The 24,790-nt window shown below is 48.4% G+C and carries 22 protein-coding genes; 4 read left to right on the top strand and 18 right to left on the bottom strand.

Going from position 1 to position 24,790, the window contains the following annotated elements; all coding sequences use genetic code 11:
- The first annotated feature begins 26 nt into the window (after positions 1-26).
- Positions 27-1,064, top strand: a complete 1,038-nt coding sequence (gene epmB / locus DI392_RS12585) for an EF-P beta-lysylation protein EpmB (RefSeq protein ID WP_109320249.1) — start codon at positions 27-29, stop codon at positions 1,062-1,064.
- A gap of 27 nt (positions 1,065-1,091) precedes the next feature.
- On the opposite strand, the gene DI392_RS12580 is transcribed toward epmB, so the two are convergent.
- From DI392_RS12580 to pilM, 17 genes are all read right to left on the bottom strand, one after another.
- Positions 1,092-1,886 carry a DUF1338 domain-containing protein gene (locus DI392_RS12580; RefSeq protein ID WP_109320248.1) on the bottom strand — a complete coding sequence of 265 codons (795 nt, stop codon included), beginning with the start codon at positions 1,884-1,886 and terminating at the stop codon, positions 1,092-1,094.
- Positions 1,887-1,899: 13 nt separating this feature from the next.
- Positions 1,900-3,393 (bottom strand): succinylglutamate-semialdehyde dehydrogenase, encoded by a 1,494-nt coding sequence (astD, locus tag DI392_RS12575; RefSeq protein WP_109320247.1) that lies wholly within the window; start codon positions 3,391-3,393, stop codon positions 1,900-1,902.
- 25 nt (positions 3,394-3,418) lie between these two features.
- Positions 3,419-4,438 carry an arginine N-succinyltransferase gene (astA, locus tag DI392_RS12570; protein ID WP_109320246.1) on the bottom strand — a complete coding sequence of 340 codons (1,020 nt, stop codon included), beginning with the start codon at positions 4,436-4,438 and terminating at the stop codon, positions 3,419-3,421.
- 106 nt (positions 4,439-4,544) lie between these two features.
- Positions 4,545-5,756 (bottom strand): aspartate aminotransferase family protein, encoded by a 1,212-nt coding sequence (locus DI392_RS12565; protein WP_109320245.1) that lies wholly within the window; start codon positions 5,754-5,756, stop codon positions 4,545-4,547.
- 263 nt (positions 5,757-6,019) lie between these two features.
- Positions 6,020-6,607 carry an aminodeoxychorismate/anthranilate synthase component II gene (locus tag DI392_RS12560; RefSeq protein ID WP_109320244.1) on the bottom strand — a complete coding sequence of 196 codons (588 nt, stop codon included), beginning with the start codon at positions 6,605-6,607 and terminating at the stop codon, positions 6,020-6,022.
- 138 nt (positions 6,608-6,745) lie between these two features.
- Positions 6,746-7,750 carry a tryptophan--tRNA ligase gene (gene trpS / locus DI392_RS12555; protein WP_109320243.1) on the bottom strand — a complete coding sequence of 335 codons (1,005 nt, stop codon included), beginning with the start codon at positions 7,748-7,750 and terminating at the stop codon, positions 6,746-6,748.
- A 127-nt stretch (positions 7,751-7,877) separates the two neighbouring features.
- Positions 7,878-8,558, bottom strand: a complete 681-nt coding sequence (locus DI392_RS12550; RefSeq protein WP_109320299.1) for a phosphoglycolate phosphatase — start codon at positions 8,556-8,558, stop codon at positions 7,878-7,880.
- Positions 8,559-8,614: 56 nt separating this feature from the next.
- A complete protein-coding gene (rpe, locus tag DI392_RS12545; protein ID WP_109320242.1) occupies positions 8,615-9,289 on the bottom strand; it encodes a ribulose-phosphate 3-epimerase in 675 nt (224 codons plus the stop codon).
- A 111-nt stretch (positions 9,290-9,400) separates the two neighbouring features.
- Positions 9,401-10,231 (bottom strand): Dam family site-specific DNA-(adenine-N6)-methyltransferase, encoded by an 831-nt coding sequence (locus DI392_RS12540; RefSeq protein WP_109320241.1) that lies wholly within the window; start codon positions 10,229-10,231, stop codon positions 9,401-9,403.
- An 87-nt stretch (positions 10,232-10,318) separates the two neighbouring features.
- Positions 10,319-11,827: an AAA family ATPase gene (locus DI392_RS12535; protein WP_109320240.1), complete on the bottom strand. Its 1,509-nt coding sequence runs from the start codon at positions 11,825-11,827 to the stop codon at positions 10,319-10,321.
- A gap of 50 nt (positions 11,828-11,877) precedes the next feature.
- Positions 11,878-12,963: a 3-dehydroquinate synthase gene (aroB, locus tag DI392_RS12530; protein WP_109320239.1), complete on the bottom strand. Its 1,086-nt coding sequence runs from the start codon at positions 12,961-12,963 to the stop codon at positions 11,878-11,880.
- A 24-nt stretch (positions 12,964-12,987) separates the two neighbouring features.
- Positions 12,988-13,506, bottom strand: coding sequence for a shikimate kinase AroK (gene aroK, locus DI392_RS12525; RefSeq protein WP_109320298.1), 519 nt, complete (start codon positions 13,504-13,506; stop codon positions 12,988-12,990).
- A 186-nt stretch (positions 13,507-13,692) separates the two neighbouring features.
- A complete protein-coding gene (locus tag DI392_RS12520) occupies positions 13,693-15,426 on the bottom strand; it encodes a type IV pilus secretin PilQ (RefSeq protein WP_109320297.1) in 1,734 nt (577 codons plus the stop codon).
- A gap of 293 nt (positions 15,427-15,719) precedes the next feature.
- Positions 15,720-16,241, bottom strand: coding sequence for a pilus assembly protein PilP (locus DI392_RS12515; protein WP_109320296.1), 522 nt, complete (start codon positions 16,239-16,241; stop codon positions 15,720-15,722).
- Positions 16,225-16,827, bottom strand: coding sequence for a type IV pilus inner membrane component PilO (locus tag DI392_RS12510; RefSeq protein WP_109320238.1), 603 nt, complete (start codon positions 16,825-16,827; stop codon positions 16,225-16,227). Before DI392_RS12510 ends, DI392_RS12515 begins: the two co-directional genes overlap by 17 nt.
- Positions 16,820-17,422 (bottom strand): PilN domain-containing protein, encoded by a 603-nt coding sequence (locus DI392_RS12505; RefSeq protein WP_109320237.1) that lies wholly within the window; start codon positions 17,420-17,422, stop codon positions 16,820-16,822. Before DI392_RS12505 ends, DI392_RS12510 begins: the two co-directional genes overlap by 8 nt.
- Positions 17,412-18,410 carry a type IV pilus assembly protein PilM gene (pilM, locus tag DI392_RS12500; protein ID WP_109320236.1) on the bottom strand — a complete coding sequence of 333 codons (999 nt, stop codon included), beginning with the start codon at positions 18,408-18,410 and terminating at the stop codon, positions 17,412-17,414. Before pilM ends, DI392_RS12505 begins: the two co-directional genes overlap by 11 nt.
- A gap of 178 nt (positions 18,411-18,588) precedes the next feature.
- Between pilM and DI392_RS12495 the strand changes: the two genes are divergently transcribed.
- Positions 18,589-21,225, top strand: coding sequence for a penicillin-binding protein 1A (locus DI392_RS12495; RefSeq protein WP_109320235.1), 2,637 nt, complete (start codon positions 18,589-18,591; stop codon positions 21,223-21,225).
- A gap of 60 nt (positions 21,226-21,285) precedes the next feature.
- Here the strand turns inward: DI392_RS12495 and oxyR are convergent, their stop codons facing one another.
- Positions 21,286-22,167, bottom strand: a complete 882-nt coding sequence (oxyR, locus tag DI392_RS12490; RefSeq protein ID WP_109320234.1) for a DNA-binding transcriptional regulator OxyR — start codon at positions 22,165-22,167, stop codon at positions 21,286-21,288.
- A 190-nt stretch (positions 22,168-22,357) separates the two neighbouring features.
- Here oxyR and DI392_RS12485 point away from each other — a divergent pair, with 190 nt between their 5' ends.
- Positions 22,358-23,086 (top strand): glutathione peroxidase, encoded by a 729-nt coding sequence (locus tag DI392_RS12485; RefSeq protein ID WP_109320233.1) that lies wholly within the window; start codon positions 22,358-22,360, stop codon positions 23,084-23,086.
- A 187-nt stretch (positions 23,087-23,273) separates the two neighbouring features.
- Complete coding sequence (locus DI392_RS12480) at positions 23,274-24,728, top strand: dihydrolipoyl dehydrogenase (protein ID WP_109320232.1); 1,455 nt, start codon at positions 23,274-23,276, stop codon at positions 24,726-24,728.
- Positions 24,729-24,790 lie beyond the last annotated feature (62 nt).

Raw genomic sequence — 24,790 nt, 5'->3', positions numbered from 1 at the left:
CTTACTATTATTCGAGCTAAATTTTAATGTCGCATATCATAACCCGAAAACCCGTCTCTGTTGAGCAAAACTGGCTCAATGATCTGGCAAGTGCGATCTCCGATCCCGAGAAATTATTAAATCAACTCGACATTCCGCCGGAACAATGGCCGCAACCCATTGAAGAGCAACGCTTTGCGGCAAGAAAGCTGTTTGCTCAGCGTGTACCTCAACCTTTTATCGACCGGATGGAAAAAGGTAATATCCACGATCCTTTGCTGTGTCAGGTTCTGCCGGTCAATGAAGAACTTGAGTTTCATCCTGGCTATTCGGCCGATCCTCTTGAAGAGCAGGATAATGAACAGCCCGGCCTGCTGCATAAATACCGAAACCGGGCCCTGCTGATCCTGAAAGGTGGCTGTGCCATCAACTGCCGCTACTGCTTCAGACGCCACTTTCCCTATAGCGACAACAAAGGCTCCAAAACGGTCTGGCAGCATAGCCTGAACTATATTGAACAGCATACAGAGTTAAATGAGGTGATCCTGTCCGGTGGTGACCCACTGATGGCTAAGGATCATGAACTACAATGGCTGATAGAACAGCTGGAACAGATCGAGCATATTAAGCGGCTGCGTATACACACCCGGTTACCGGTTGTTATTCCGTCCAGAGTCACCCAGAAACTATGTGACCTGCTACAGACTACCCGGCTTAAGGTTGTGCTGATCACCCATATCAACCATGCGAATGAAATCGACACCTCGCTCACTGACGCCTTACAACAACTCAAGCGGGCAGGTGTGACATTGCTGAACCAGAGCGTGCTGCTAAAAGGTGTCAATGATAATGTAGAAGCGCAAATAGCACTGAATGAGACCCTGTTTGATACGGGTGTTCAGCCTTATTACCTGCATGTGCTGGATAAGGTGCAGGGAGCCGCCCACTTCTATGTCAGTGATGAAGAAGCCAAAGCCATTATGCGCGAGGTCATGACCCGGGTCTCCGGCTATATGGTGCCGAAACTAACCCGGGAAGAAGCCGGTAAGCCAAGTAAAACCCCGTTAGATCTGGGGCTTGAATAAGCCCTGCGAGCTAAGGCGTGATACACCTTAGCTCTTATTGGTACTTTCAAAGATTTTATCGGCAGAAGCAGCCACAAACCCCTGATAGAGCTGGCCGTTCAACATAGGATAGCGTAGTGCAAACTCATAAAAGCCACCAGGTATCCTGTGCTCGCCATCACTGAATAAAACCGGAACACTATCCGCCATGGTCGAAGACTGCTCCAGAAGCACATCAGGAGAGCCTTTTACTTCGCCTCCGGACTCATTAATCACAAACCCGGCCTGACGCAGATGATCATTGACCGCCTTTACTGTTTCAAAACGGCACAACTGATTCACGCTTACGGTAAAGTGATTAGCACCGAAGCCGTGCGCCGCCAACCAGGCCGCATATTCGCTTTCCTCAGACAGAGTCAGATAGTCCTGGTAACTGACCTCCCACAAAGGTCCTCCACAAAGAAAGTCATAACCGGTGAGCTTCTCTGCCGCAATTTGTTCCACCAGCCTGGTGACTATGGACTGCAATTCATCAGAGCACAACCCAACTTCCAGCTGACTGATAAAAACCTTTGGCTGCTTTGGATCCGGGTGCTCGTAGTGTTTGGCGGTCAGTTTCTTACTGTCAAACCGGTAATCTCCCCGCTCCTGATACCCCAATTGCAGAAAAGGATCTGCCAGCACTTGAATGCCAAGAGGTGCGAGAGAAAAGGTTCTTAAAGCGATATGGTCGTTAATCAGTGGCTCATCCTCTTGCAGCACATCATGAACTTTTTGCGCTGAAGGGCAGAGACGACGAGTGTAGTCATCCCATAAACGTTGCAATAACAGTGATGGGGTCATGTTCCCCTCCTCATTATTCGATCTCGATACCCGGACTCAGTGTCGCGGGGAGTTCAGGAGTACTACCTTCCATTGAAGCCACAGGATAAGCACAGTAATCCGCCGCATAGTAAGCACTTGGCCGCAGGTTACCCGAAGCACCCGGACCACCGAATGGCGCATCACTGCTGGCCCCGGTCAGTTGACGGTTCCGGTTTATGATACCGGCACGAATGTGCTGAAGAAAATATTCCCACTCACTATCATCGGTAGAAATCAGACCGGCAGATAAGCCAAACCGGGTCGAGTTCGCCATGTCCACGGCGGATTCGATTGGGCAATACTCTCCATTCGCCGGGTAACGTATCAGTTGCAACAGTGGGCCAAAATATTCCTGATCAGGCAGGTTCGCTATTTCTGTAGCGTCAATCAATCCGGGGGATACAAATGCTGCTTTACCCACTTGAGCCTCTACCAAAGCCTTACCGCCAAGAGACAGCAAATGAGACTGAGCATTCAGAATCTGCTGCACCGCAGCTTTCGAGATCAATGGGCCCATGAAAGGCTGAGGATCGGCAAAAGGATGATCCACCTTGATCATCTTGATCGCCTGAATCAGTTTCTCCACCAGTTGATCGCCCTTATCACCGACCGGTACATAAAGACGACGGGCACAGGTACAACGCTGCCCGCCACTTAAAAACGCGGACTGGATAATCGCGTATACGGCCGCCTTCATATCGCCATACAGCTCAGACACCACCAGAGGGTTATTCCCTCCCATTTCCAGAGCCAGCATTTTCTCCGGCTGGCCGGCAAACTGACGATGCAACAAATGCCCCGTATTCTCGCTTCCGGTAAACAGCAGGCCATCAATACCCGCAGACTGCGCCAGTGCTTTACCAGTCTCGGATCCTCCCTGTACCAGATTGATCACCCCGGACGGCAACCCGGCCTTCTCCCAAAGCTTCATGACAAATTCAGCAGTACAAGGGGTCTGTTCGGAAGGCTTGTAGACGACGCTGTTGCCCGCCAGCAGAGCCGGCACCATATGCCCGTTTGGTAAATGAGCCGGAAAATTGTAGGGACCGAATACCGCCATTACGCCCAGAGGCCGGTGGCGCAGCGTCATCTGAGTACCCGCAGCGTCTCTCTGCCTTTCTCCGGTTCTTTCGTGATAAGCCCGGATAGATATCTCGACCTTTCCGGCGACAGCCGCCGCCTCCGTTTTCGTTTCCCAAAGCGGTTTTCCGGTTTCTTTCGCAATGACCTCGGCCAGAGCTGCACGGTTCTCTTTCACCTGCTCAGCAAACGCCAGCACAACCGCTTCTCGTTCAGCAACACTCTTCAATTTCCAGGTAAGAAATGCATTGCGCGCCGCTTGTACCGCCTGTTCGACCTGTTCTGCCGTTGCACTCCGGCCAGTCCAGAGCAATTGATTATCGTAAGGAGTCTCAGACCTCATCGGCTCTCCAAGGCCGGTGACCCACTGACCCGCTATCCACTGGCAAGTAATCCTCTCAGTCATAATGCCATCCCTCCTGAGTCAGAGTTTACAAAGCAAGGATCCGAACCGGATCGTCATCCGCCACTTCCAGAGCATCTGCGACATCCTGAGCCAGAATAACGGTACCGTCCTCCTGATCATAGGCGGCTTTCGCAGCCGTGCCTCTGAAATGTTCAAATGAAGTGTTGATAATCAGATAATCCTGCGAACTGCTGTGTTCGCTTACCCGGACTTTGGCCCGGAACGAATCCCGTGCCGAATGGATATTTTTAACGTCACACTCCACCGTCGGCCCGGCATCAAAAATATCGATATAATTACGACAGGTGAAGCCTTCTTTCTCCAACAGTTTCAGTGCCGGAATGGTCTTCTCATGCACCTGACCAATCACCGCCTGAGCTTCAGGGCTAAGCAGGTTGACGTAGATTGGCAATTTAGGCATCAGGTCGGCGATAAAACCCTTTTTACCTATGCCGGTAAGGTAGTCTGCCATGGTGAAATCGATAGAGAAGAAATGCTGCTGCAACCATTGCCAGAAAGGGGAGTTTCCTTCTTCATCAGAGACACCGCGCATCTCAGCAAATACGGTCTCGGAAAAACGCTGCGGGTGTTCTGCTATCATCAGAAAACGGCACAGTGACATCAGTTTACCGTTCAGTCCCCCACGAAAAGACGGGCGAAGAAACAGGGTGCATACTTCACTGCATCCGGTGTAGTTATTCCCCAGAGTCAGGACCTGAACTTTATTGTGTACGCCAAGGCGTTTCGAGGAATGTACGATGGTACTGATATGATAGGTATAGAAAGGAAGATCCAGTCCGACGGAAGACTCAATAGCGGTCGTACCTGCAACTTCACCAGTTTCAGTGTCCACCCCGACCATCAGGTAGGTTTCACCTTCCGGTTCGGTCACTCCCCCTTTTGTGAAGCTATCGACGGAATGATTGATCCGGTTAGTCAGCAGCTCTTCATTCACCGGAAGCGAAGTGAACCCATGCCCCGACTCTTCAGCACACACCCGAAGAGCCGGATAATCGGTTTTTTCAATAGGTCGAACAACAAGCATCGCAACTCCTCCTTTTAAACGAAGGACTAGAGACTAGAGACAAGGGTTGTTCTTTTATCGTCTCTAGTAGCGAAGCGATCTTGTTTCCGGCCTCTTACTTGTACTATTAGACAATCGAAGCAATCGCTTTATCCAGTCTCGCCAGTCCTTCTTTAATATCGTCTTTGGCGATCACCAGAGAAGGGGTAAAGCGCACCACATTCGCGCCTGCAACCAGCACCATCAGGCCTTCTTTCCCTGCCGCAGCCAGCACATCCTTGGCTCTTCCCTGCCACTCTTCGTTCATCGCCGCCCCCAGTAATAATCCTTCACCACGGATTTCACTGAAGATACTGTATTTACTGTTGATCTCCGCCAGCCCTTCACGGAACAGGATTTCTCTTTCCAGCACACCATTCAGCGTTTCCGGCTTGCTTATTTCATCCAGAACCGCTTCCGCTACCGCGCAAGCCAGTGGGTTACCGCCGTATGTTGACCCATGAGTACCCACTTGCATGTGAGAAGCCAATTCATCGGTCGTCAGCATCGCGCCGATAGGGAAACCGCCGCCCAGCGATTTTGCCGTACTCAGGATATCCGGCGTGACGCCTAAACCTTCGTATGCATACAAGTTACCGGTTCGGCCATTACCCGTCTGCACTTCATCAAAAATTAGCAATGCGTTATGTTCATCACACAACTCGCGCACCGCCTGGGCAAAATCAGGAACAGGGGAAACAATGCCACCCTCACCCTGCAAAGGCTCCATCACTACCGCACAGGTCTTATCGGAGATATGCGCTTTTAGTGCTTCAATATCATTATAATCAAGGTGAGTAACATTACCCGGCTTAGGACCAAAACCATCAGAATAGGCACTCTGTCCACCGACAGTAACGGTGAAAAATGTCCGGCCGTGAAAGCCCTGCTTAAAGGCGATGATCTCAGATTTTTCTTCACCATAACGTTCAGCGGCCACCCGGCGAGCCAGCTTAAATGCCGCTTCATTGGCTTCGGCACCGGAATTAGCAAAGAACACCTTATCGGCAAAAGTAAGTTCCGTTAGCTTACGAGCCAAACGCAATGCAGGTTCGTTCGTCATCACATTGCTGACATGCCAGATCTTATTCGCCTGTTCAGTAATGGCATTCACCATAACGGGATGACAGTGTCCAAGGCAACTTACCGCGATGCCCCCGGCGAAGTCGATGTACTCTTTACCTTCCTGATCCCAGATTCGCGATCCTTTACCTTCAACCGGTATCATCTCCATTGGGCTGTAGCAAGGCACCATTACTTCATCAAACCAGCTCCGCTCGACCTTATTTTCCATTGTCATCTCTCCCCGTTTTGTGGGTATCTTAATTAGTATTTACCATTTATTAATGATTTCAATAGATAAAGGCCGTTTTTGCAGTGCAAACAACACCGACCTTATGACTATTTATTCACTTATGAGACATAAAAAAGCAAACAAAAGCAATAGGAGTGGATAAAAAAAACCAGTCTATGAAAAAAAATTCATAAAAAAGTGCAGAATAAAAAGGAAAAAATAAACGGATGATAGCCGGGTGGTAACAAGCAGATTCAGCTAATTTTGTTTTAACGGCCCCTTCTGTTTAAGAAGTTAGCCAACAGTTCATGCCCCTGTTCTGTTTTTATCGATTCTGGATGAAACTGCACCGCGTCAATAGGCAGGGTTTTATGCTGATACCCCATGATTTCATCCATACTGCCATCCGGTAGCTCGGTCCAGGCGGTCAGTTCAAAGCAGTCTGGTAACGAATCGGCTTTGACCACCAGAGAGTGATAACGGGTTACGGTAAGTGGGTTATTTAACGCTTTGAAGACGCTGCTACCCGTATGAGTCACTGGAGCGGTTTTTCCATGCATCACCTGTCGGGCGCGGACCACTTCACCACCGAAAACCTGAGCAATGGCCTGATGCCCCAGACAGACACCAAGAATTGGCAGCTTACCGGCAAAGTGCTTAATCGCCTCCAGAGAAATCCCGGCTTCATTCGGAGTACATGGCCCGGGAGAAATCACCAGATGAGTCGGGTTTAGTGCCTCAATGCCCTCTATATCGATTTCATCATTGCGGACAACCTGAACCTCTGCGCCTAGTTCGCAAAAATACTGGTACAGGTTATAGGTAAAGGAGTCGTAGTTATCGATGATAAGCAGCATGACACTTCCATTATGATGATGACGGGGTAAAAAAGATCTGACGGCATTTTTCCAATAGTGCTATTGAAAGGCAAGCAAAAAATAAAGCCAGCACTCTCGCTAGCTTTACCAAATCAATATTGTTGCCGTACGGCTTACTTAAGGACGGGCGACAAAACCCACCGCTTCATACACTTTCTTCAGAGTTTCGGCCGCTTGGGCTGAAGCCTTTTCTGCGCCGCTCTTCATCACAGAGTCCAGATAAGCACGGTCCGCACGAATACGCTTGTATTCAGCCTGTACAGGCTCCAGCATGGCTACCACGGCTTCAGCCACAGCCACTTTAAAGTGACCATACATTTTGCCTTCAAACTCTTTTTCGATGTCAGCAAAGCTCTGGCCCGTCGCAGCATGCATCAATCCCATCAGGTTGGCGATACCTGGCTTGTTTTCCACATCATAAATAACGCGTGGTGGATCTTCCGGGTCTGTCACTGCGCTCTTAATCTTCTTGGTTATCGACTTAGGCTCTTCCAGAATGGTAATCACGTTCTTGCGATTGTCATCTGACTTAGACATTTTTTTCGTCGCATCCTGCAGGCTCATCACACGGGCATTCACCTGTGGGATATACGGTTCGGGTACCACAAAGGTGTCACCATACAGGTTATTGAAACGCAGGGCGATATCACGTGCCAGTTCAAGGTGCTGCTTCTGGTCGCTACCAACCGGTACCTGCTCAGCCTGATAAGCCAGAATATCTGCCGCCATCAGTACAGGATAATCATATAGACCAACATTGATATCGTTCGCATAACGCTGAGCTTTATCTTTGAACTGAGTCATACGGTTCAGCTCACCCATCTGGGTGTAGCAGTTCAGTACCCAGCCCAGCTGCGCATGCTCTGGTACGTGAGACTGAACAAACAGAGTACTTTTCTCAGGAGTCACCCCAACAGCCAGACACACAGCCAGCGCATCCAGAGTCGCTTCATACAAGGCTTTCGGGTCCTGACGGACAGTGATGGCGTGAAGATCGACAATACAGTAATGGCAATCATAATCGTCCTGCATCTGATGCCACTGACGAAGAGCACCTAAGTAGTTACCGATACTTAGTTCACCTGATGGCTGTACGCCACTTAATACTATAGGTTTGCTCATGATTATAATTTCCTTACTTCTTTAGAATAGTATTTGAAAAAGAATACGTAGCTGTCTGAGAGACAACCCAAGCAGTGTACTCATTAGCGAGTATTTTTCCAGCCATAAAGCTGAAATTCTTTTCTCTTTACGCATTTAACAGAGTCAACAGTTCCGCCATTTCGTCTGCAATGTAGTCCGGCTCTGAATTCTCTATCGGCTCGCCGTGATTGTAACCATAGGTTAAGGCAAAAGAGGCACAACTGGCATTTTTGGCCGCTAACACATCATTTTTAGAGTCGCCGACCATCAGCATCTCTTCCGCGGATAAACCGTGCTTATCCAGCAGCCAGTTCAGCGCCATCGGATCCGGTTTGCGCAGGGGAAAGTCTTCACCACCAATCACATCCACAAACAGATCACTCAGTTGATGCTGTTGTAAAATTTCCGGCACAAACGTACCCGGTTTATTGGTGACAACCGCCAGCTTATAACCCGCGTCATACAGCTTGTGCAGTGTTTCAGTCACCGTAGGGTATAGGTGGCTCAAGGCATGGCCACAGTCAGCATAAAACTGGTTAAAGAGTTCACGCGCCTGCTTTTGCAAAGCCGGTTCTATCGCCGGGTCGACGGTAATACTGCGGCTGAGCGCCCGACCTAACAGAATATCGGCTCCGTTACCAACCCACTCGCGAACCTGCTCTTCAGTTACAGGTTCATACCCCAGAGCCTGAACAGACTGGTCAACCGCAAGAGCCAAATCCGGTACACTGTCCAGCAGCGTGCCATCCAGATCAAATGCGATCAGTTTGATTTTTTCTAGCGACATCATTCTTCCCTAATCAATCATCCTCTCTCCTGATGAGAGAGGAAATGGTACCGGTCTTATTTCTGCACTTTCGCCAGCTCAGCGCGCATCTCATCAATAACCGCTTTATAGTCCGGCTGACCGAAGATAGCAGACCCTGCTACAAAGACATCTGCGCCTGCTGCAGCGATTTCACGGATATTGTCTACCTTCACGCCACCGTCAACCTCAAGACGGATATCTCGGCCTGATGCTTCAATACGCTGACGAATATCACGCAGTTTATTCAGAGATGAAGGAATAAAAGACTGACCGCCAAAGCCTGGGTTAACCGACATAAGCAGGATCATATCCAGTTTGTCCATGATGTAGTCAAGGTGATGAAGTGGCGTTGCCGGGTTCAATACAACACCCGCCTGACAACCACACTCTTTGATCAACTGCAGGCTACGATCCAGATGATCCGTCGCATCAGCATGTACAGTAATGATACTGGCTCCGGCTTTAGCAAAATCAGGGATAATACGGTCAACCGGCTTAACCATCAGGTGCACATCGATAGGTGCGGTAATTCCGTAATCACGCAGGGCCTTACAGATTGGCGCACCAAATGAGAGGTTAGGTACAAAGTGGTTATCCATCACATCGAAATGAATCACATCAGCACCGGCTTGCAGCACTTTTTCCACATCTTCGCCAAGACGGGCAAAATCAGCCGATAAAATGGATGGAGCAATAAGAAAATCTTTCATACCAGACCTCAAGGATAATTACGCAAAATAAATACACGAACAAAATTCGCCCGCATTCTACCTTAATTATTCTGTCGTCAGTAGGAAAGATTTGATTGACGTCAATTTCAGTTAAATAGACTCACTATTAGGGTCAAATAGAGCCAGCAGCTCATCGACCTTATTACGGCCGGCACCATTACGGCTAATCGTTCGCTTTACTTTGACCACATTCAGGGTCGCACCATGGTAAAGACGACGGGTCAGGAGTGTATCATGGTTAGAAATCAGTACCGGTACCCCTTTCTGACTGGAGGTATTTTCTGCTATCTCAGCCAGATTTGCCTGATCATCCAGAGTAAATCCGTTTGTTGCGTAAGAGGTAAAATTCGCCGTGTTGGATAATGGTGCATACGGCGGATCACAATACACCACACTATCCTCATCTGCACGGGCAAAGGTATCAATGTAGCTTTCACAAACGAATGTCGCTTTCTGAGCTTTTTCCGCAAAGGCCAGCATCTCTTTTTCAGGGAAATATGGCTTCTTATACGAACCGAAAGGCACGTTAAAGCCCCCTTTTTTGTTATACCGACACAGCCCGTTAAAGCCAAAACGGTTCATATACAAAAAAGCAAGGGAACGGAACCAGATATCATTGGTCGCATTGAATTGGGCGCGCATGTCCAGATAAAACTCTTTGCGGTTACACTCCGGCTGAAACAAACGCCAGGCTTCGCGAATATACTTATCCGGCTCTGCTTTCAGCAAGTTATACAGATTAATCAGATCCTGGTTGATATCCGCAAGCAAATATTCTTCGTAATCAGTATTCAGAAAAACCGACCCAGCGCCAACAAAAGGCTCTATCAGCCTTTTTGCTGGAGGTAAATGACTGTTAATGTTTTCTACCAGTCCGTATTTACCACCAGCCCATTTCAAGAAGGCACGCTGTTTTTTCATCTACTGCTCTTACTGTCTATCCACTGCGCGAGTTGCGGCACCAAAATAAGGGGCGGAATGTAACATATTTTTCCGCTGACCTCAGCGTTATTTTGCTAATTCCAACTCTCTGTGTACCTGACGCATAGACTTTGCCCACGGCTCTAACATCTGCACACTTTCCGGGAGCTGCAATCGGGCATCTCTGGCAGCCTGAATGGATGGAAAATCCTGATAGGTAACAATATACCACTCAGTATCATTACGTACCGTTGGATACACCCTGACCAGCTCGTTAAGCTGATGTTGATTGATAAAGGCTTCCACCTCTTCAAGAGAGAGCAACGCAGCTAACTGGAGCGTATAGTGATTCTCAGGCACCGCCTCAAGTTCGTCTTTTGCAAACGAAAAGGTAATGACAGGAGGAGGAATAACATCCAGAGACTGATCAGCCGCTTCTACTGGTTCACTCTTTTCCTCAACGATATTGCTCTGTTCTCGGGCTTTCTGACCGGCATCAGCAACAGCATCATCGATAACACTGGTGTCGACATCTTTATCTCCTTCAATCAGAGCATCAACAACCTGGGCTGGTACCACCACTCGCTGTCCGTCATCGGCCTGACCAACACTGTCCGCGTTATCCTGAATTTCCGGAGGAAGAGAGAGAGTATCGTCAACAGCGTCATCCGCTTTATCAGAATTAGCCGTTGTAACAGGCTCATCCGTCGTTTCAACCACAGGAAGTACCGTCTGCTCTTGCGTCCCCATATCTTGTGTACTCGACGCTTTCATTGCTACAGCAGCATCTTCCGTTTCTACTTCAGGGAGTGGCTGGCTAAAGAACCAAAAATACCCCCCGGCAACTAACAGCAGTAATAGCGCAGCAACAGCAGCAATGATTGTCGGAGAGCCAATGATTGAACGAATAATGATTTTTCTTTCCATCTTGCTTTCTCCTAATGCCATTAACGCTCCCGGTAACGGTGATGTTTTCTTTACTGACTGGCGAATTTTCTTTTTCAGCCCGGCATCAGTAACATATTTCACCACCAGCATTTCACTGAACGTCTCGGCTTCTTTCTCGGTTAAGGGATCAATCTCCAGAGAAATCGGTTTTGTTTCCTGGCCATAACTCAACCGGGTTAATACGGGCTCAAGTGCATGACCGGAGGTAAAGAGGATAACATTGACAGTCCAGGAGGGGGTAGTCTGAGCCTCCAGAACCAGAGTCCAGAGTTCGGCCAGCAGGTTTTCACTCAGCCGATGGGCATCATCGATAACGATCACGACATCACACGGGCGATCCTGCATCAGGTAGGCAAAGCTTTCCACAATAGGGTCACTTTCATTAAACAGTGCGTCGGATACCACCTGTTTAAGTAAGATAGCCCGCATCTGCTCATCATTCTGGTTCTGATGACACATCAGCAAAGACTGGTTTTTATCCTGGGACCAGGCTTCAAGATAACGCTGTGCTATCCAGGACTTTCCCGAACCTTGGACACCAGAGATATTAATCAGGTTTGAACCAAACCGGGTTAACAATTGCAGCCGGTTAAGCAGCTCTACCTGCGATTCTATCTCCAGAACACGTAACTCATGCGCCAAACTCATTCGGGAACCCTATTGATCTTTTGTGTTTTTATTTGTCGATAATCAACCTACTACTTGCGGCAGGCTTCAATTGCCAGACGGATCTGTTCATGCGGTACATCAGAAACCACTTCCGCACTACCGATGCCTGTCGGCAAAACCAAACGAAGCTGACCTGATAATACTTTCTTATCGCGCATCATATGAGGCATAAAGTCATCATACGACATGCTATCCGGAGCATAAACCGGCAATTTCGCTTTCTGCAGGATAGAAATGATACGATTAACCTGCTGTTCATCGATCAGTCCCTGAAGCTGTGCTGTTTTTGCTGCCATCACTGTGCCCGCAGAAACCGCTTCACCATGCAACCAGTTACCATACCCTAGTTCTGCTTCAATAGCATGACCAAAAGTATGACCAAGGTTCAGTAATGCACGAATGCCTGCTTCTTTTTCATCTAACGCGACCACTTCTGCTTTGATGCTACAGCAACGGGCAATAGCATAAGACAACGCTTGTTGATCAAGAGCATAAAGCTCTTCCATATGCTCTTCCAGCCAGACAAAGAAGTCATGGTCATAAATGATACCGTATTTAATGACTTCAGCCATTCCGGCTGCAAACTCTCTTTCCGGCAAAGTAGAGAGGCAGTCCGTATCAATTACTACCGATTTCGGCTGGTAGAACGCACCAATCATATTTTTCCCCATAGGGTGATTGACTGCGGTCTTCCCTCCGACAGAGGAGTCAACCTGAGACAGCAGAGTGGTCGGAATCTGAATAAAATCAACACCGCGCTGATAACAAGCCGCAGCAAACCCTACAAGATCACCAATCACACCGCCGCCAAGAGCGATTAAGGTAACATCGCGGCTGTAATTCCCCTCAATCAGGTAACTCATTACCGTATTGAATACATCCAGATTTTTGTATTGCTCACCATCAGGAAGTTCCAGAAGCGAAGCCTGACAACCTAACTGCCCAATGAGATTAACAATTTTATCTGCATACAGAGGAGCGACAGTGACATTACTGATCACTACCACTTTCTTATTGGGGGACAAAGATGAAAGATGCGCTGAATCATTAAATAATCCAGCGCCGATAGAAATAGGATAGCTACGCTCACCAAGTTCGACCGTAATCCGTTCCATGGTTAACTCTCCAACAAGTTGAACTTAGTGTTCTTCTAACAGTTTTACTATCTGATTAGCCACTACTTTTGCACTCTGATCATCAGTACGTACAGTATAGTCAGCCACTTCTTCATACAGAGGATTGCGTTCTCCGGCCAGTTTTTCCAACACTTCTCGTGGTTGGTCCGTTTGCAGAAGAGGACGCTTTTTATCGCGGTTAGTACGAGCTAACTGTTTTTCGATAGTGGTTTCAAGATACACCACCACCCCTCTGGCAGACAGACGGTTACGGTTTTCTTTGCTCTTTACAGAGCCACCACCTGTTGCCAGAACAATACCCTGTTGCTCTGTCAGTTCATTAATAACAGCTTCTTCACGCTTACGGAAGCCGTCTTCACCTTCAACATCAAACACCCAGGCGATATCAGCGCCGGTGCGCTCTTCAATTACAGTATCAGAGTCAACAAACTCCATATGTAACTGTTGTGCCAGGTGTCTACCAATCGTGCTTTTGCCTGCGCCCATAGGGCCTACTAGGAAAATATTACGTTTATCAGCCATGTTCAGCATTAAAATTTACAACGTTAATTCAATGACATCGCCACAACATACGCCCAGCATAAAACCGCCGGGTAAGTTTGTGGCACCAATTCCTCACAGATAATTCGTGATAAGACCCGAAATTATCGTGATATGGTGCCACTATTGCAACTTTATTTTTACCTCTTTATTCTCACCCCTGCTGGATTATTGAATAACTACCTTTGGTGTAACGAAAATAAGCAGTTCGCTCTTACCCAATTTTTCATAAGTTCGCTTAAATAAATGCCCCAGAACCGGGAGGTCACCTAGCAGTGGCACCTTATCGATACTGTTTGTCAGGGTATTCTGGTAAATGCCACCGAGTACCACGGTTTCTCCGTTATTGACCAGAACCTGAGTACCAATCCTCTGGGTTTTAATCGCCACGGCTTCTCCACCACCAGCTTTTACCACCTGTCCGGGCCGGTCCTGAGTCACACTCAAATCCAGAACCAGACGGTTATCCGGTGTGATCTGCGGCGTTACTTTCAGACTCAACACCGCTTTTTTAAATGATACCGATGTCGCCCCACTGGAAGCCGCTTCGAGATACGGGATTTCCGTTCCCTGTTCAATATAGGCCGGCTTTTTATTGGTGGTGATCAGGCGTGGGCTGGAAATAATTTCCGCTTTTGATTCAGCCTGCAGAGCTGACAGTTCCAGATCCAGCAACGTTTCTGAGCCGAGTTTCGCTACCTGAAAAGCAATACTGGAGGCATTACCTGATGTTGCGCCCAGATTCACATTCAGGAAATTTCCAAGATCCACGGTTCCAAATTCACCGGACATGTTAGGTTGCGGTAGTATGACGGGCCCTTCACCAGGATCAATATAGTTACCTGATGTACCTAAGTTACTTTCTATTGATCCACCAGCACTCGCTGAGCCATTTTGTGAACTAAAGCCCCAGCGAACCCCCAGCTCATCCATATTACCTTCATTAATCGTAACAATACGGGCCTCTATCTGTACCTGCTTAACCGGTACGTCCAGTGACTCAATCAGCGCCCGGATAACCTCTGCATTATCAGGAAGTTCTCTCACCAATAGCGAGTTGGTCCGTTCATCCACAGAGATGCTTCCCCGCTCCGAGAGCATACCACTTTCACCTTCACCATTAATCATTTGCGCAATGTCAGCAGCGTTTGCGTACCTAATCTGGATAATATCTGAGTTCAGGTCACCCAAAGCCTCAGCCATGCGGGCTTTTTCCAAAGCTTTCTGCTCTCTGAGATCCAACTCCTCTTTAGGGGCAACCAGAATAACATTCCCATCTACCCGTTTATCCAATCCCTTCACCTGTAAAATAATGTCCAGCACCTGCTGCCAGGGTACGCCATCCAGCCTTAACGTCAGGTTACCAGCCACCGAATCAGAGACCACCAGGTTGAAGTCGTTATAATCCGCGATCAACTGCAGTACATTCCGTACCGGGATATCCTGGAAATTGATCGAAATAAGCTTCCCTTCTTTTTCCAGAATATTTTGCTCTTTCAGCTTCTCGACTTCAGTCGGTGCCGGGGTAGAAAACACCACCTCCAGCAAATTGTTCTGTAAGCGATAATCATAGATAAAATCGCCGCTCACGCGTGTATGTAAGCGAGTATTCAAACCTTCACGGAAAATTTCAATTTCCTGAACAGACGTAGAGAAGTCTTTGACATCAACGATATAAAGGTTCTCTTCACTCACTTTTGTATTAAGCAGTTCGATATCCAGACCACCGTTTACTTTACGCACATCGACAGCGGCCGCTCTGGACTCCAGCTCTATCGTCACAATAGCGTCTTTCTCTTTGCCCAAACGAAAATCGATATTTCGAAACTCATTCGTCAACAATTCCTCTTTCCGAACCGCATTCACATCGTCAGGAACCGAAGAAACGGGGATATTATCCATTCCATGTTCAGCCTCGTCAGGGGTTAGTTTTCCCTGAACTGACGCCTCTTTTTTCGCTGAGTTCGGTGTCTTTTCTTTCTGGGACTTAAGTTCAACCTGTTTCAACTCTTCCAGCAACTCCTGCCCCAGAGCGTTTAACTCTTCTGACTTTGATCCTGCTTTTTCAGGCTGTACTGCATTCTCTGCGGCGTTACTTAACGGACTGAGAAGTAAAATAGTCAGCAGGCTCCCCACCCAACACATCCACTTTCCTGGTTTCATCTCATACCTATTCATATCGTCATCTTATATTGTTATTTCAAAGCCAGCTTGACGCTGCGTTGCTGCCAACACCCCAGCCCATCAGGAAGGGTTTCTTGTATGATCAAGTGTCTGGCTGTCACCTTAACGACCTTTCCGTGGTTTAATCCGAGATACTGACCCGACTTAACCTTGTGAACCGCTCCATCAGGCGTCTGTATCAGACCTGAAACCGAACTCTTATTGCCCATGACACCTTTCAGGCGTAATTTCTCCAGAGGAAACCGCTCCAGCTTTCCAGCCTTTTTCCTGAGTTTAGGCTGCCAACAGTTCACCTTTGTCATGGGCTGAGAGTGGATAAGAGCGGCCTGTGGAAGCATAAATGGCCCCCTTTCTTTTCGCTGGGTGTACGGAGTGGCCACAAACTGACCGGCGGGAACCAGCTCATCAATCTGCCTTTTGGCTGCCAACTCGGTCTGAGCAATAAACAGGTCGATGGAATCATCATTTGCCTGACATCCGGCAAGCCCGCAGATAACGCCCCAGGCCAGCAGGCTCTTATTCAGCTTTATCATCATCGGTTTCTGCCTCCTGCTTAAACTGATAGGTATAAGCTCTCACCCGGAAATGCAGAGTACTGCTCTCCTGACTCACCCTGTGCCACTCGACATCGTGTAAACTGATTATCCGCGGAAGCCTGGCAATGGCTTCTGAAAAGTCCCCGATATCGTGATACAACCCCGTCAGTTCGATATTCAACGGCAACCGATAGAGGTATTTCTGCACCAGCTTCTCTCCCCAGTCAATACGGGTAAAAGTCAGATCATTTTCAATACCGACTTCATTCACGGCGGCCAGCATACTTGCCAACTCTTTTTGTTCAGGAAGTTGCTGAAGCAGATACTCATAACGCGTATTCAGCTCATCTAACTGAGCCTGTAACAACGGCAGTACCGCGACTTTCCTAGCTTTAATACGTATCGTATTTTGTACCGTCGACTCCTGCTGCTTCAGGTAATCGAGTTGATCGACTTTCGGCATAAGGTAAAACCAGGTTCCAGCCACCTGGATGACCACCGCCAGAGCCGCAATAACGATCACCTGTGCAAACAAAGGCCACTCAGTGATTTCATCCAGCTCCAGTTCCTGAAACTCAACCATGTTTCTCTTCCTCTGCAACGGTCACTGACTGATCAACAGCTTCACTGTCTGAAGCGATGAAATAAAAAGACATACTGAAGCTCTGAAACTTCCTGCCGAAACGTTTATCACCATGCACGATAGAGTGCATCTCGACATCCGCGATAAACTCCGAGTTTTCAAAGTTATCAAGCATTGTTGCCAGCCGGGCGGTGCTATCGCTGATTCCGGCCATTTCCAGCTCGGTGCCATTCATTTTGATCTTATCGACATACACCCCATGAGGAACCAACTGAGGCATCAGGTTCATAAATTCCGTGGTTTTGTTCCGGGAATGCTGCAACTCTTCCACTTTGGCCAGTTTGGTCAGAATAGAACTATGTTTAGATTCCACCTCTGACAGCTGCTCTATTTTCTTATCCAGTACCGCAACATGGTCATGTAGCTGTTCTATACGTGACCGCTGGCGGGACTGCTGATAATCGATGTAATAACCAGCCAGCCACTGCAAGCCTGCCGCAACCAACACACCAAAAACCATATTGGTCAGGAATCGTTTCTTATGTCTTTCTCTCTGCTCTTCGCGCCATGAAAGCAGGTTGACCTTATGTGGCATGACTCTCTCCCATCCATTCAACACCCTGCACCGCCAATCCGGTCGCACACCCAAAAATGTTCATTTGTAACTGATCACTTTGAGGCGTTGACGGTGCTCCTATCAGCTCCAACGGGTTTAGTAATTCACATTTCAGATTAATAAGACGTCCAAGCCCTATACATAACCCTTCAATCGTTGCTCCGCCTCCACAGATCCAGAGCCCCTCAAGCTTGCGCATAGGATTAACCGAGTTGTACATCTGAATCTGTTTCTGCAATCTTTCATTCAGCTCACTGAAAAATTTTTTCACATCACCAGAGGTGAGATCGCCTTCAAGCGCACCTTCCATATTGCTGGTACCGAAAACGATGTCGCGGAAAAAAGGCCGGCTGTCGGGAGGAGCGACACACAGGGATGTCTGAGTGAGCCCGATATCAACCAGCATCCAGTTCTCTGCGACCTCCCGCTGCTCACTGGCAAGACTCCAGACTTTCTGCAGACTATGAGCCTGCATATCCACCAGCACCGGTTTAAAGCCCGCTTTTTTCATCACGGAAAGACGTTCTTCCACCACGTCTTTCCTCGTTGCATACACTTGATAGGTATGTCCGGCTCCCCGCTCACTGTCTTGTTCTGTTATATCAACAAAATCCAGACTCAGCTCTTCAATAGGTATGGGGGACTGATGGGCAAACGCCTGATAGATCGCAAACTCTTTTTCTCTTTCTTCCAGCTCACTATCAATATTGAGAACCTTGCTGATGACAGCATTGTCCGGTAATGAAATAGCCACATGACTGCTGAACATCGGCAGACTTTTTTTGAGTTCTTTGAGTTTTTTTACAAGTTTCTGATGATTAATACTCTGGTTATCAGAGAAAATAGCATCTGAAAAAGGAACATCCTTATAAGCGACCACAGAACAGTGCTTTCCCGCAGATTTTACGACCACAGCTTTCAGGCTGTGATGGCCGACATCGATACCAGTGACTAAAAATCTACTCATAAAGGGTTGGCTCCAATAAAAAGTGACGCGTAAAATTAAGCGATAACGCTTAAAATCATGCAGTAAACCTATAGGGGCATCAGTTTAAGAAGCAATGACTCCTGTTCCTGTGCTAAATTAATGTCTTAATGTACTAGGGTTTGTACCAAGACAACCTCAACCAATCAGGGAATATCCGGTGAAGTTCATAAAGCATTTGCTAATCTTTTCATTGATTTGCACTATTTTGGGAGTGAGTACAATCATTGGCTTTTATTATTACGTAAAGCCAGAACTCCCTGATGTCGCCACACTAAAAGATGTGCAGTTACAGACTCCGATGCAGGTATTTAGCCGGGATGGAAAACTGATTTCCCAGTTTGGGGAAAAACGGCGTATTCCTCTTACTCTGGATGACATGCCGCCAGAGCTACTGGAAGCAATAATCGCCACAGAAGACAGTCGCTTCTATGAACATAAGGGAATAGACCCTATCGGCATTATCCGTGCTGCCGTTGTCGTTGCTATGTCGGGGTCGGCCAAACAGGGTGCAAGTACGATTACCCAGCAGTTAGCTCGTAATTTCTTCTTATCTAACGAGAAGAAACTCATGCGAAAAATCAAAGAAATGTTTATTGCCATTCATATTGAACAACTGCTGACTAAAGATGAGATCCTTGAACTTTATCTGAATAAAATCTACCTCGGCCATCGTTCTTATGGTGTCGGAGCCGCGGCTCAGGTCTATTTTGGTAAAGAAGTGAAAGACCTGACTCTGGGGCAAATTGCCACCATTGCCGGATTACCTAAAGCCCCCTCAACCATGAACCCGATTTATTCTATTGAGCGGGCCACTAACCGCCGTAATGTCGTTCTGATGCGGATGCTGGACGAGAAATACATCACTCAGGCTGAATATGAGACGGCCAGATCTGAAGAGTTGCAAGGCAATCGCTACGGGGCTGAAATCGAACTTAATGCGCCTTATGTTGCAGAAATGGCCCGGGCATGGATGCTGGAACGGTATGGTGAGGAGGCTTATACCTCCGGTATGCAGGTATACACAACCGTCGATTCTCGCCTGCAGAAAGCCGCCAATGAAGCCTCAGTAAAAAACCTTCTGGCATACGATGAACGCCATGGCTACCGTGGCTCAGAATCTGTCGTCTGGCAACCGGACCAGACTGCAATGAATATCGATGAAATGAATGAGTACCTGAGCCATCAACCGACCTATGGCGAGCTTACTCCCGCGATAGTCACGGGTGTTCAGGAAAAATCGGCTGCTCTATATATTAAAGACCATGGCCATGCCGAACTGGCATGGGACGGTATGAAATGGGCCCGCCGATTTATTACGGATAAGAAGCAGGGGCCAGCCCCGGACAACGCCAAAGAGCTACTGACAGCCGGTGAGCAAATCTGGGTACGTCCGCTGACCAAAACCATGACGGAAACAGTCGGTACTGCCGAAACAACCGAACCGGAAATCACCTATACCTGGACGTTATCACAGGTCCCGAATGCCAATACCGCCTTCGTGGCAATGAACCCGGAAAACGGGGCCATACTCTCATTGGTTGGCGGTTTTAACTTTGTACACAACAAGTTTAACCGCGCCACTCAGTCACTGCGTCAGGTAGGCTCCAGCATCAAACCTTTCATTTATGCCTCGGCACTGGATAAAAAGCTGACTCTGGCCAGCCTTATCAACGATGCGCCAATCAATAAGTGGGATAAAAGCCAGGGGACAGCATGGCGGCCGAAAAATTCGCCACCGACCTACGTTGGACCAGCCCGTTTGCGTATCGGACTTGCACAGTCAAAAAATGTCATGGCGGTGCGCGTACTCAGAGAAGTCGGCCTGGACAATACTATCGATTATCTGACCCGCTTCGGTTTTGATAAAGCTAAGCTGCCTCATTCAGAAACCATCGCACTGGGGGCCGGAAGTCTGACGCCGGTACAAATGGCAAGAGGTTACTCTGTATTTGCGAATAACGGCTACTTCGTGGAGCCTTTCTATATCAGCCGGATAGAAAGTCCTTATGGGGAAGTAGAGTATGAAGCGAACCCTGTCGTTGTCTGCCATATTGACTGTCCGGAACAAGACTCTTCGATTCCTTCAACGGAAGAAGTCAACAGTGCGGTTGATCAGCAGGCTGAGGTGGATTCCGGACTTCAGCCGGATAGCTTTGATTTTCAGGAAGAAGATCTGACTACGACTGCAGATTCGGAAACTCAACCCCGCTATGCACCACAGGTCATCACCGCACAAAACGCATTTCTGGTACGAGAGCTGATGTACAGCAATGTCTGGGGTGGCGGTGACTGGCGTAACGGCACCGGCTGGAATGGTACTGGCTGGCGGGCACAAAAACTGAAGCGCCGTGATATCGGTGGAAAAACCGGCACGACCAATGATGCCAAAGACGCCTGGTATAACGGCTTTGGTCCGGGAGTGGTTGCGGTGTCCTGGGTTGGCTTTGACAGTCATACCCGAGAGCTGGGCAGAACCAGCCGCAATGCGAACCTAAAAGAAGATGAACAGGTATATGGTGGTGAGGCCGGAGCCAAAACCGCTCAGCCAGCCTGGATTGATTTTATGCGAGTCGCCCTTGATGGCGTACCGAACCAGCGTAAGGCATTGCCTGAAAATATTATCCGTGTCCGAATCGACCGGGAAACCGGGTTGCTGACACATGAATCAGACAGTTCGACCATGTTTGAATATTTCATCAAGGATACCGAACCGACAGAATATGTAGAAGATACGGTACCTGTTGACTTGTTCTCTACGGACGGAGAGCCCGGAGAAGCCGAGCCACTATTCTGATCACTCTAACCATACCCGCCCTTATATGCCGAAAACATATTAAGGGCGGCACTGTCCCGCTTATAAGTATGCTTTAATCGCGTCAGCCAGCGTCTGAAAGCGCTTTTTCAGCGGAGAACCCGGGCGGTAAGCTAACACAATCTTTCGGCTGGGTTTCGGATGTTCTGCCGGAAGATAACACACCCCGTCTTTTATTTTCTGCTTCGGCACGGACAGTTCCGGCATCAGCGTAATCCCATTACCAGCCGCCACCATATTACGTAATGTCTCCAGGCTGGTGGCTTTAAAGCGTTCATCGTCCTTTGCCCCGGCCGCAAAACAGAATCCCAGCGCCTGATCCCGAAGACAATGCCCGTCGCCAAGAGACAGTACCGTCTGACCTTTCAGCGCATTCATCTCCAGCTTATCTCTCGACGCCCATTCATGATCACAAGGGACAGCGACCAACAATGGCTCGTCATACAGATCCAGCTCAATAAACGGTTCTGTTTCTGCTACAGCAGCAAGGATAAGACAGTCCAGCTGGCCTGCTTCCAACTGACGAACTAACTGGCTGGTCTGAGCCTCGTGCAGGAATAACTCAAGGTCAGGAAACTGCTCTTTCAGATGAAACATAATTTTCGGCAGCAGGTACGGCCCCACGGTTGGAATAAAACCGATGTGCAGCGGCCCACTCATTTCCTTACCCTGCAAGCTGGCCATATCCGTGAACGTTTTCACCTCACTGAGAATCTTCTTCGCCTGTTCCACCAACTGTAACCCTGCTTCGGTGAACAACACCCTGCGGCTGCTTCTTTCCAGCAGAGCGGTCCCCAATTCATCTTCCAGTTTTCGGATCTGGCCGCTGAGTGTCGGCTGACTGACAAAGCACGCCTCTGCCGCTTTGCGAAAATGCTTATGTTCCGCCAGCGCGACCAGATATTCAAAGTCCCGGATATTCATTATTCCCACCTTTCAATATATAGGTAAAAACTATTGTTATCATAGTATCAAACGATTAGAACTATTAAAGCATTTCTCTGATAATGAGTACAACGAAACAGGGAAGGAAAAGAAAACGGCTTTTCTCCCTACATAAAATAGACTCTGCTACACTGAGATTTGGCAGACAATAACTTAAAGGAAAACAATGATGTTTACAGAAAAAGAAGGCCAGGCAGTACCACAAGTTACCTTTCCAACCCGTCAGGGCGATCAGTGGGTAAACGTTACAACAGATGAGCTTTTCAAAGATAAAACGGTCATCGTATTCAGCTTGCCGGGGGCATTCACTCCGACGTGTTCCTCTAGCCACTTGCCTCGTTATAACGAGCTATATCCGGTGTTCAAGGAACATGGCGTGGATGACATTCTATGTGTTTCGGTCAACGATACCTTTGTCATGAATGCATGGAAAGACGATCAGGAAGCCGACAACATTACGTTTATCCCGGACGGTAATGGTGAGTTTACCGATGGCATGGGCCTTCTGGTCGATAAAAATGACCTGGGCTTCGGTAAGCGCTCATGGCGTTACAGCATGCTGGTGAAAAATGGTATCGTCGAAAAAATGTTCATCGAGCCAAACAAACCAGGCGACCCGTTTGAGGTTTCCGATGCGGACACCATGCTGAAATATATTGCTCCGGATTACACAGCTCAAGAATCTATCACTGTGTTTACCAAACCGGGCTGTCCGTTCTGTGCCAAAGCCAAGCAGAACCTGATTGACCATAACCTGCAGTATGAAGAAGTGGTTCTGGGCAAAGACGCGACCTCTGTCAGCCTGCGGGCGATCACCGGTAAAACCAGCGTTCCACAGGTATTTATCGGCGGTAAGCATATCGGCGGCAGTGAAGATCTGGAAGCGTATCTGAAATAACCTACCAGCCTGCTGCTCCGCGCGAGCAGCAGGATACAACCCGTAACGGGCATCGGAACCAGCATTTGCAGGTCAAGTCTCTCCACTTCTCCCGATAGTGAGGAAGCACTTCACGGTATACACCCACTGCAATTCCAGACGACTTATTTTCATCCCCACGAATAAAGACAAAAAGAGAGCGAAGATCATGCAAACATTACATGTTGATGTCGCCGTCATTGGCGGCGGAACAGCCGGGCTAGGGGCTTACCGGGCAGCAAAAGCGCATACAAACAGCGTAGTGATGATTGAAGGCGGCCCATACGGTACCACCTGCGCACGAGTAGGATGTATGCCTTCTAAGCTGCTGATTGCAGCGGCTGAAAGCGTCCACCAGATAGAAAAAGCGCCGGCGTTTGGTGTTCATCCTCAGGGAGACGTTGTGATTAACGGCCGGGAAGTAATGTCCAGAGTAAAGCGTGAGCGTGACCGCTTCGTTGGCTTTGTTCTGGAAGGGGTTGAAGAGATTCCTGCCGAAGATAAGGTTACCGGTTATGCCCGTTTTCTGAATGATCATACACTGCAGGTTGATGACCACACGATCATTCACGCAGAACGCATTGTTATTGCTACCGGCTCACGACCCGCTTACCCCGCTGTATGGAATGAACTGGGTGACAGACTGATTGTCAATGATGATGTATTTGAGTGGGATAACCTTCCACAAGCCGTCGCCGTATTTGGGCCAGGGGTGATTGGACTTGAACTGGGGCAAGCCCTGCACCGCTTAGGCGTGGAAGTAAAACTATTCGGCCTGGGAGGACAAGTTGGTCCATTAACGGACCCGGAAGTCATGGCCTGTGCGGATAAAACATTCCGGGAAGAATTTTATCTGGATGCGGACGTAAAAGTAGAAAGCATGCAGCGTATCGACGGCAATAAAGTTGAAATTAAGTTCATCAACCATAACGACGAACTGGAAACCTTTACTGTCGATTATGTATTGGCGGCCACCGGACGCCGGCCGAATACCGATAAGCTGGCATTAGATGCGACCCGCGTTGACGTCGATAAGCGGGGGGTTCCAACCGCCGACCACTTCACCCTGCAAACATCAGTAGAGAGTATTTTTATCGCCGGCGATGCCAGCAATCAAATACCATTACTGCATGAAGCCGCCGATCAGGGGCGTATCGCAGGTGATAATGCCGGCCGTTTTCCGGATATACGGGCAGGACTGCGCCGCTCATCCATCTCGGCTGTTTTTTCTGACCCGCAAATTGCCATGGTGGGCGAAAGTTACCAGCAACTGGTTCAGCGCCTGGGCAACTGCGGTTGCTTCGCCACAGGTGAAGTTTCCTTTGAAGGTCAGGGACGCTCCAGAGTAATGCTGCGTAATAAAGGAATGCTGCATGTTTACGGGGAACAGGGTACAGGCCGCTTTCTTGGTGCAGAAATGATAGGCCCTAGTGCCGAGCACCTTGCCCACCTTCTGGCCTGGGCACACCAGAATAAGATGACCATCTCTGAAATGCTGGATATGCCTTTTTATCACCCGGTGATTGAAGAGGGTGTACGCACGGCTCTGCGTGATCTGAATGCCAGACTGCATCTTGGTCCGGAAATGATCAAACATTGTCTGGATTGTGGTCCGGGTTGTTAAAAACACGCCTCTCTGGTTTTTATTCAAGGTATAGACCGGCACCTTTCCGGTATATACCTTGC

Origin of the sequence: Vibrio albus (genome assembly GCF_003144035.1) — a bacterium.
Classification (GTDB): Bacteria; Pseudomonadota; Gammaproteobacteria; order Enterobacterales; family Vibrionaceae; genus Vibrio; species Vibrio albus.
Note: the sequence above shows the minus strand (reverse complement) of the source record. Positions and strands in the feature narration are given on the sequence as shown.

Excerpts from the sequence above, each read along its gene's own strand:
- oxyR (WP_109320234.1), bottom strand. The coding sequence starts at position 22,167 with ATGAATATCCGGGACTTTGAATATCTGGTCGCGCTGGCGGAACATAAG.
- DI392_RS12520 (WP_109320297.1), bottom strand. The coding sequence starts at position 15,426 with ATGGATAATATCCCCGTTTCTTCGGTTCCTGACGATGTGAATGCGGTT.
- DI392_RS12485 (WP_109320233.1), top strand. The coding sequence starts at position 22,358 with ATGTTTACAGAAAAAGAAGGCCAGGCAGTACCACAAGTTACCTTTCCA.
- pilM (WP_109320236.1), bottom strand. The coding sequence starts at position 18,410 with ATGAGTAGATTTTTAGTCACTGGTATCGATGTCGGCCATCACAGCCTG.
- astD (WP_109320247.1), bottom strand. The coding sequence starts at position 3,393 with ATGACTGAGAGGATTACTTGCCAGTGGATAGCGGGTCAGTGGGTCACC.
- epmB (WP_109320249.1), top strand. The coding sequence starts at position 27 with ATGTCGCATATCATAACCCGAAAACCCGTCTCTGTTGAGCAAAACTGG.
- DI392_RS12505 (WP_109320237.1), bottom strand. The coding sequence starts at position 17,422 with ATGCCACATAAGGTCAACCTGCTTTCATGGCGCGAAGAGCAGAGAGAA.
- DI392_RS12510 (WP_109320238.1), bottom strand. The coding sequence starts at position 16,827 with ATGGTTGAGTTTCAGGAACTGGAGCTGGATGAAATCACTGAGTGGCCT.
- DI392_RS12580 (WP_109320248.1), bottom strand. The coding sequence starts at position 1,886 with ATGACCCCATCACTGTTATTGCAACGTTTATGGGATGACTACACTCGT.
- DI392_RS12480 (WP_109320232.1), top strand. The coding sequence starts at position 23,274 with ATGCAAACATTACATGTTGATGTCGCCGTCATTGGCGGCGGAACAGCC.
- DI392_RS12565 (WP_109320245.1), bottom strand. The coding sequence starts at position 5,756 with ATGACAATGGAAAATAAGGTCGAGCGGAGCTGGTTTGATGAAGTAATG.
- DI392_RS12515 (WP_109320296.1), bottom strand. The coding sequence starts at position 16,241 with ATGATAAAGCTGAATAAGAGCCTGCTGGCCTGGGGCGTTATCTGCGGG.
- DI392_RS12535 (WP_109320240.1), bottom strand. The coding sequence starts at position 11,827 with ATGAGTTTGGCGCATGAGTTACGTGTTCTGGAGATAGAATCGCAGGTA.
- DI392_RS12550 (WP_109320299.1), bottom strand. The coding sequence starts at position 8,558 with ATGTCGCTAGAAAAAATCAAACTGATCGCATTTGATCTGGATGGCACG.
- DI392_RS12540 (WP_109320241.1), bottom strand. The coding sequence starts at position 10,231 with ATGAAAAAACAGCGTGCCTTCTTGAAATGGGCTGGTGGTAAATACGGA.
- aroK (WP_109320298.1), bottom strand. The coding sequence starts at position 13,506 with ATGGCTGATAAACGTAATATTTTCCTAGTAGGCCCTATGGGCGCAGGC.
- rpe (WP_109320242.1), bottom strand. The coding sequence starts at position 9,289 with ATGAAAGATTTTCTTATTGCTCCATCCATTTTATCGGCTGATTTTGCC.
- trpS (WP_109320243.1), bottom strand. The coding sequence starts at position 7,750 with ATGAGCAAACCTATAGTATTAAGTGGCGTACAGCCATCAGGTGAACTA.
- aroB (WP_109320239.1), bottom strand. The coding sequence starts at position 12,963 with ATGGAACGGATTACGGTCGAACTTGGTGAGCGTAGCTATCCTATTTCT.
- astA (WP_109320246.1), bottom strand. The coding sequence starts at position 4,438 with ATGCTTGTTGTTCGACCTATTGAAAAAACCGATTATCCGGCTCTTCGG.
- DI392_RS12560 (WP_109320244.1), bottom strand. The coding sequence starts at position 6,607 with ATGCTGCTTATCATCGATAACTACGACTCCTTTACCTATAACCTGTAC.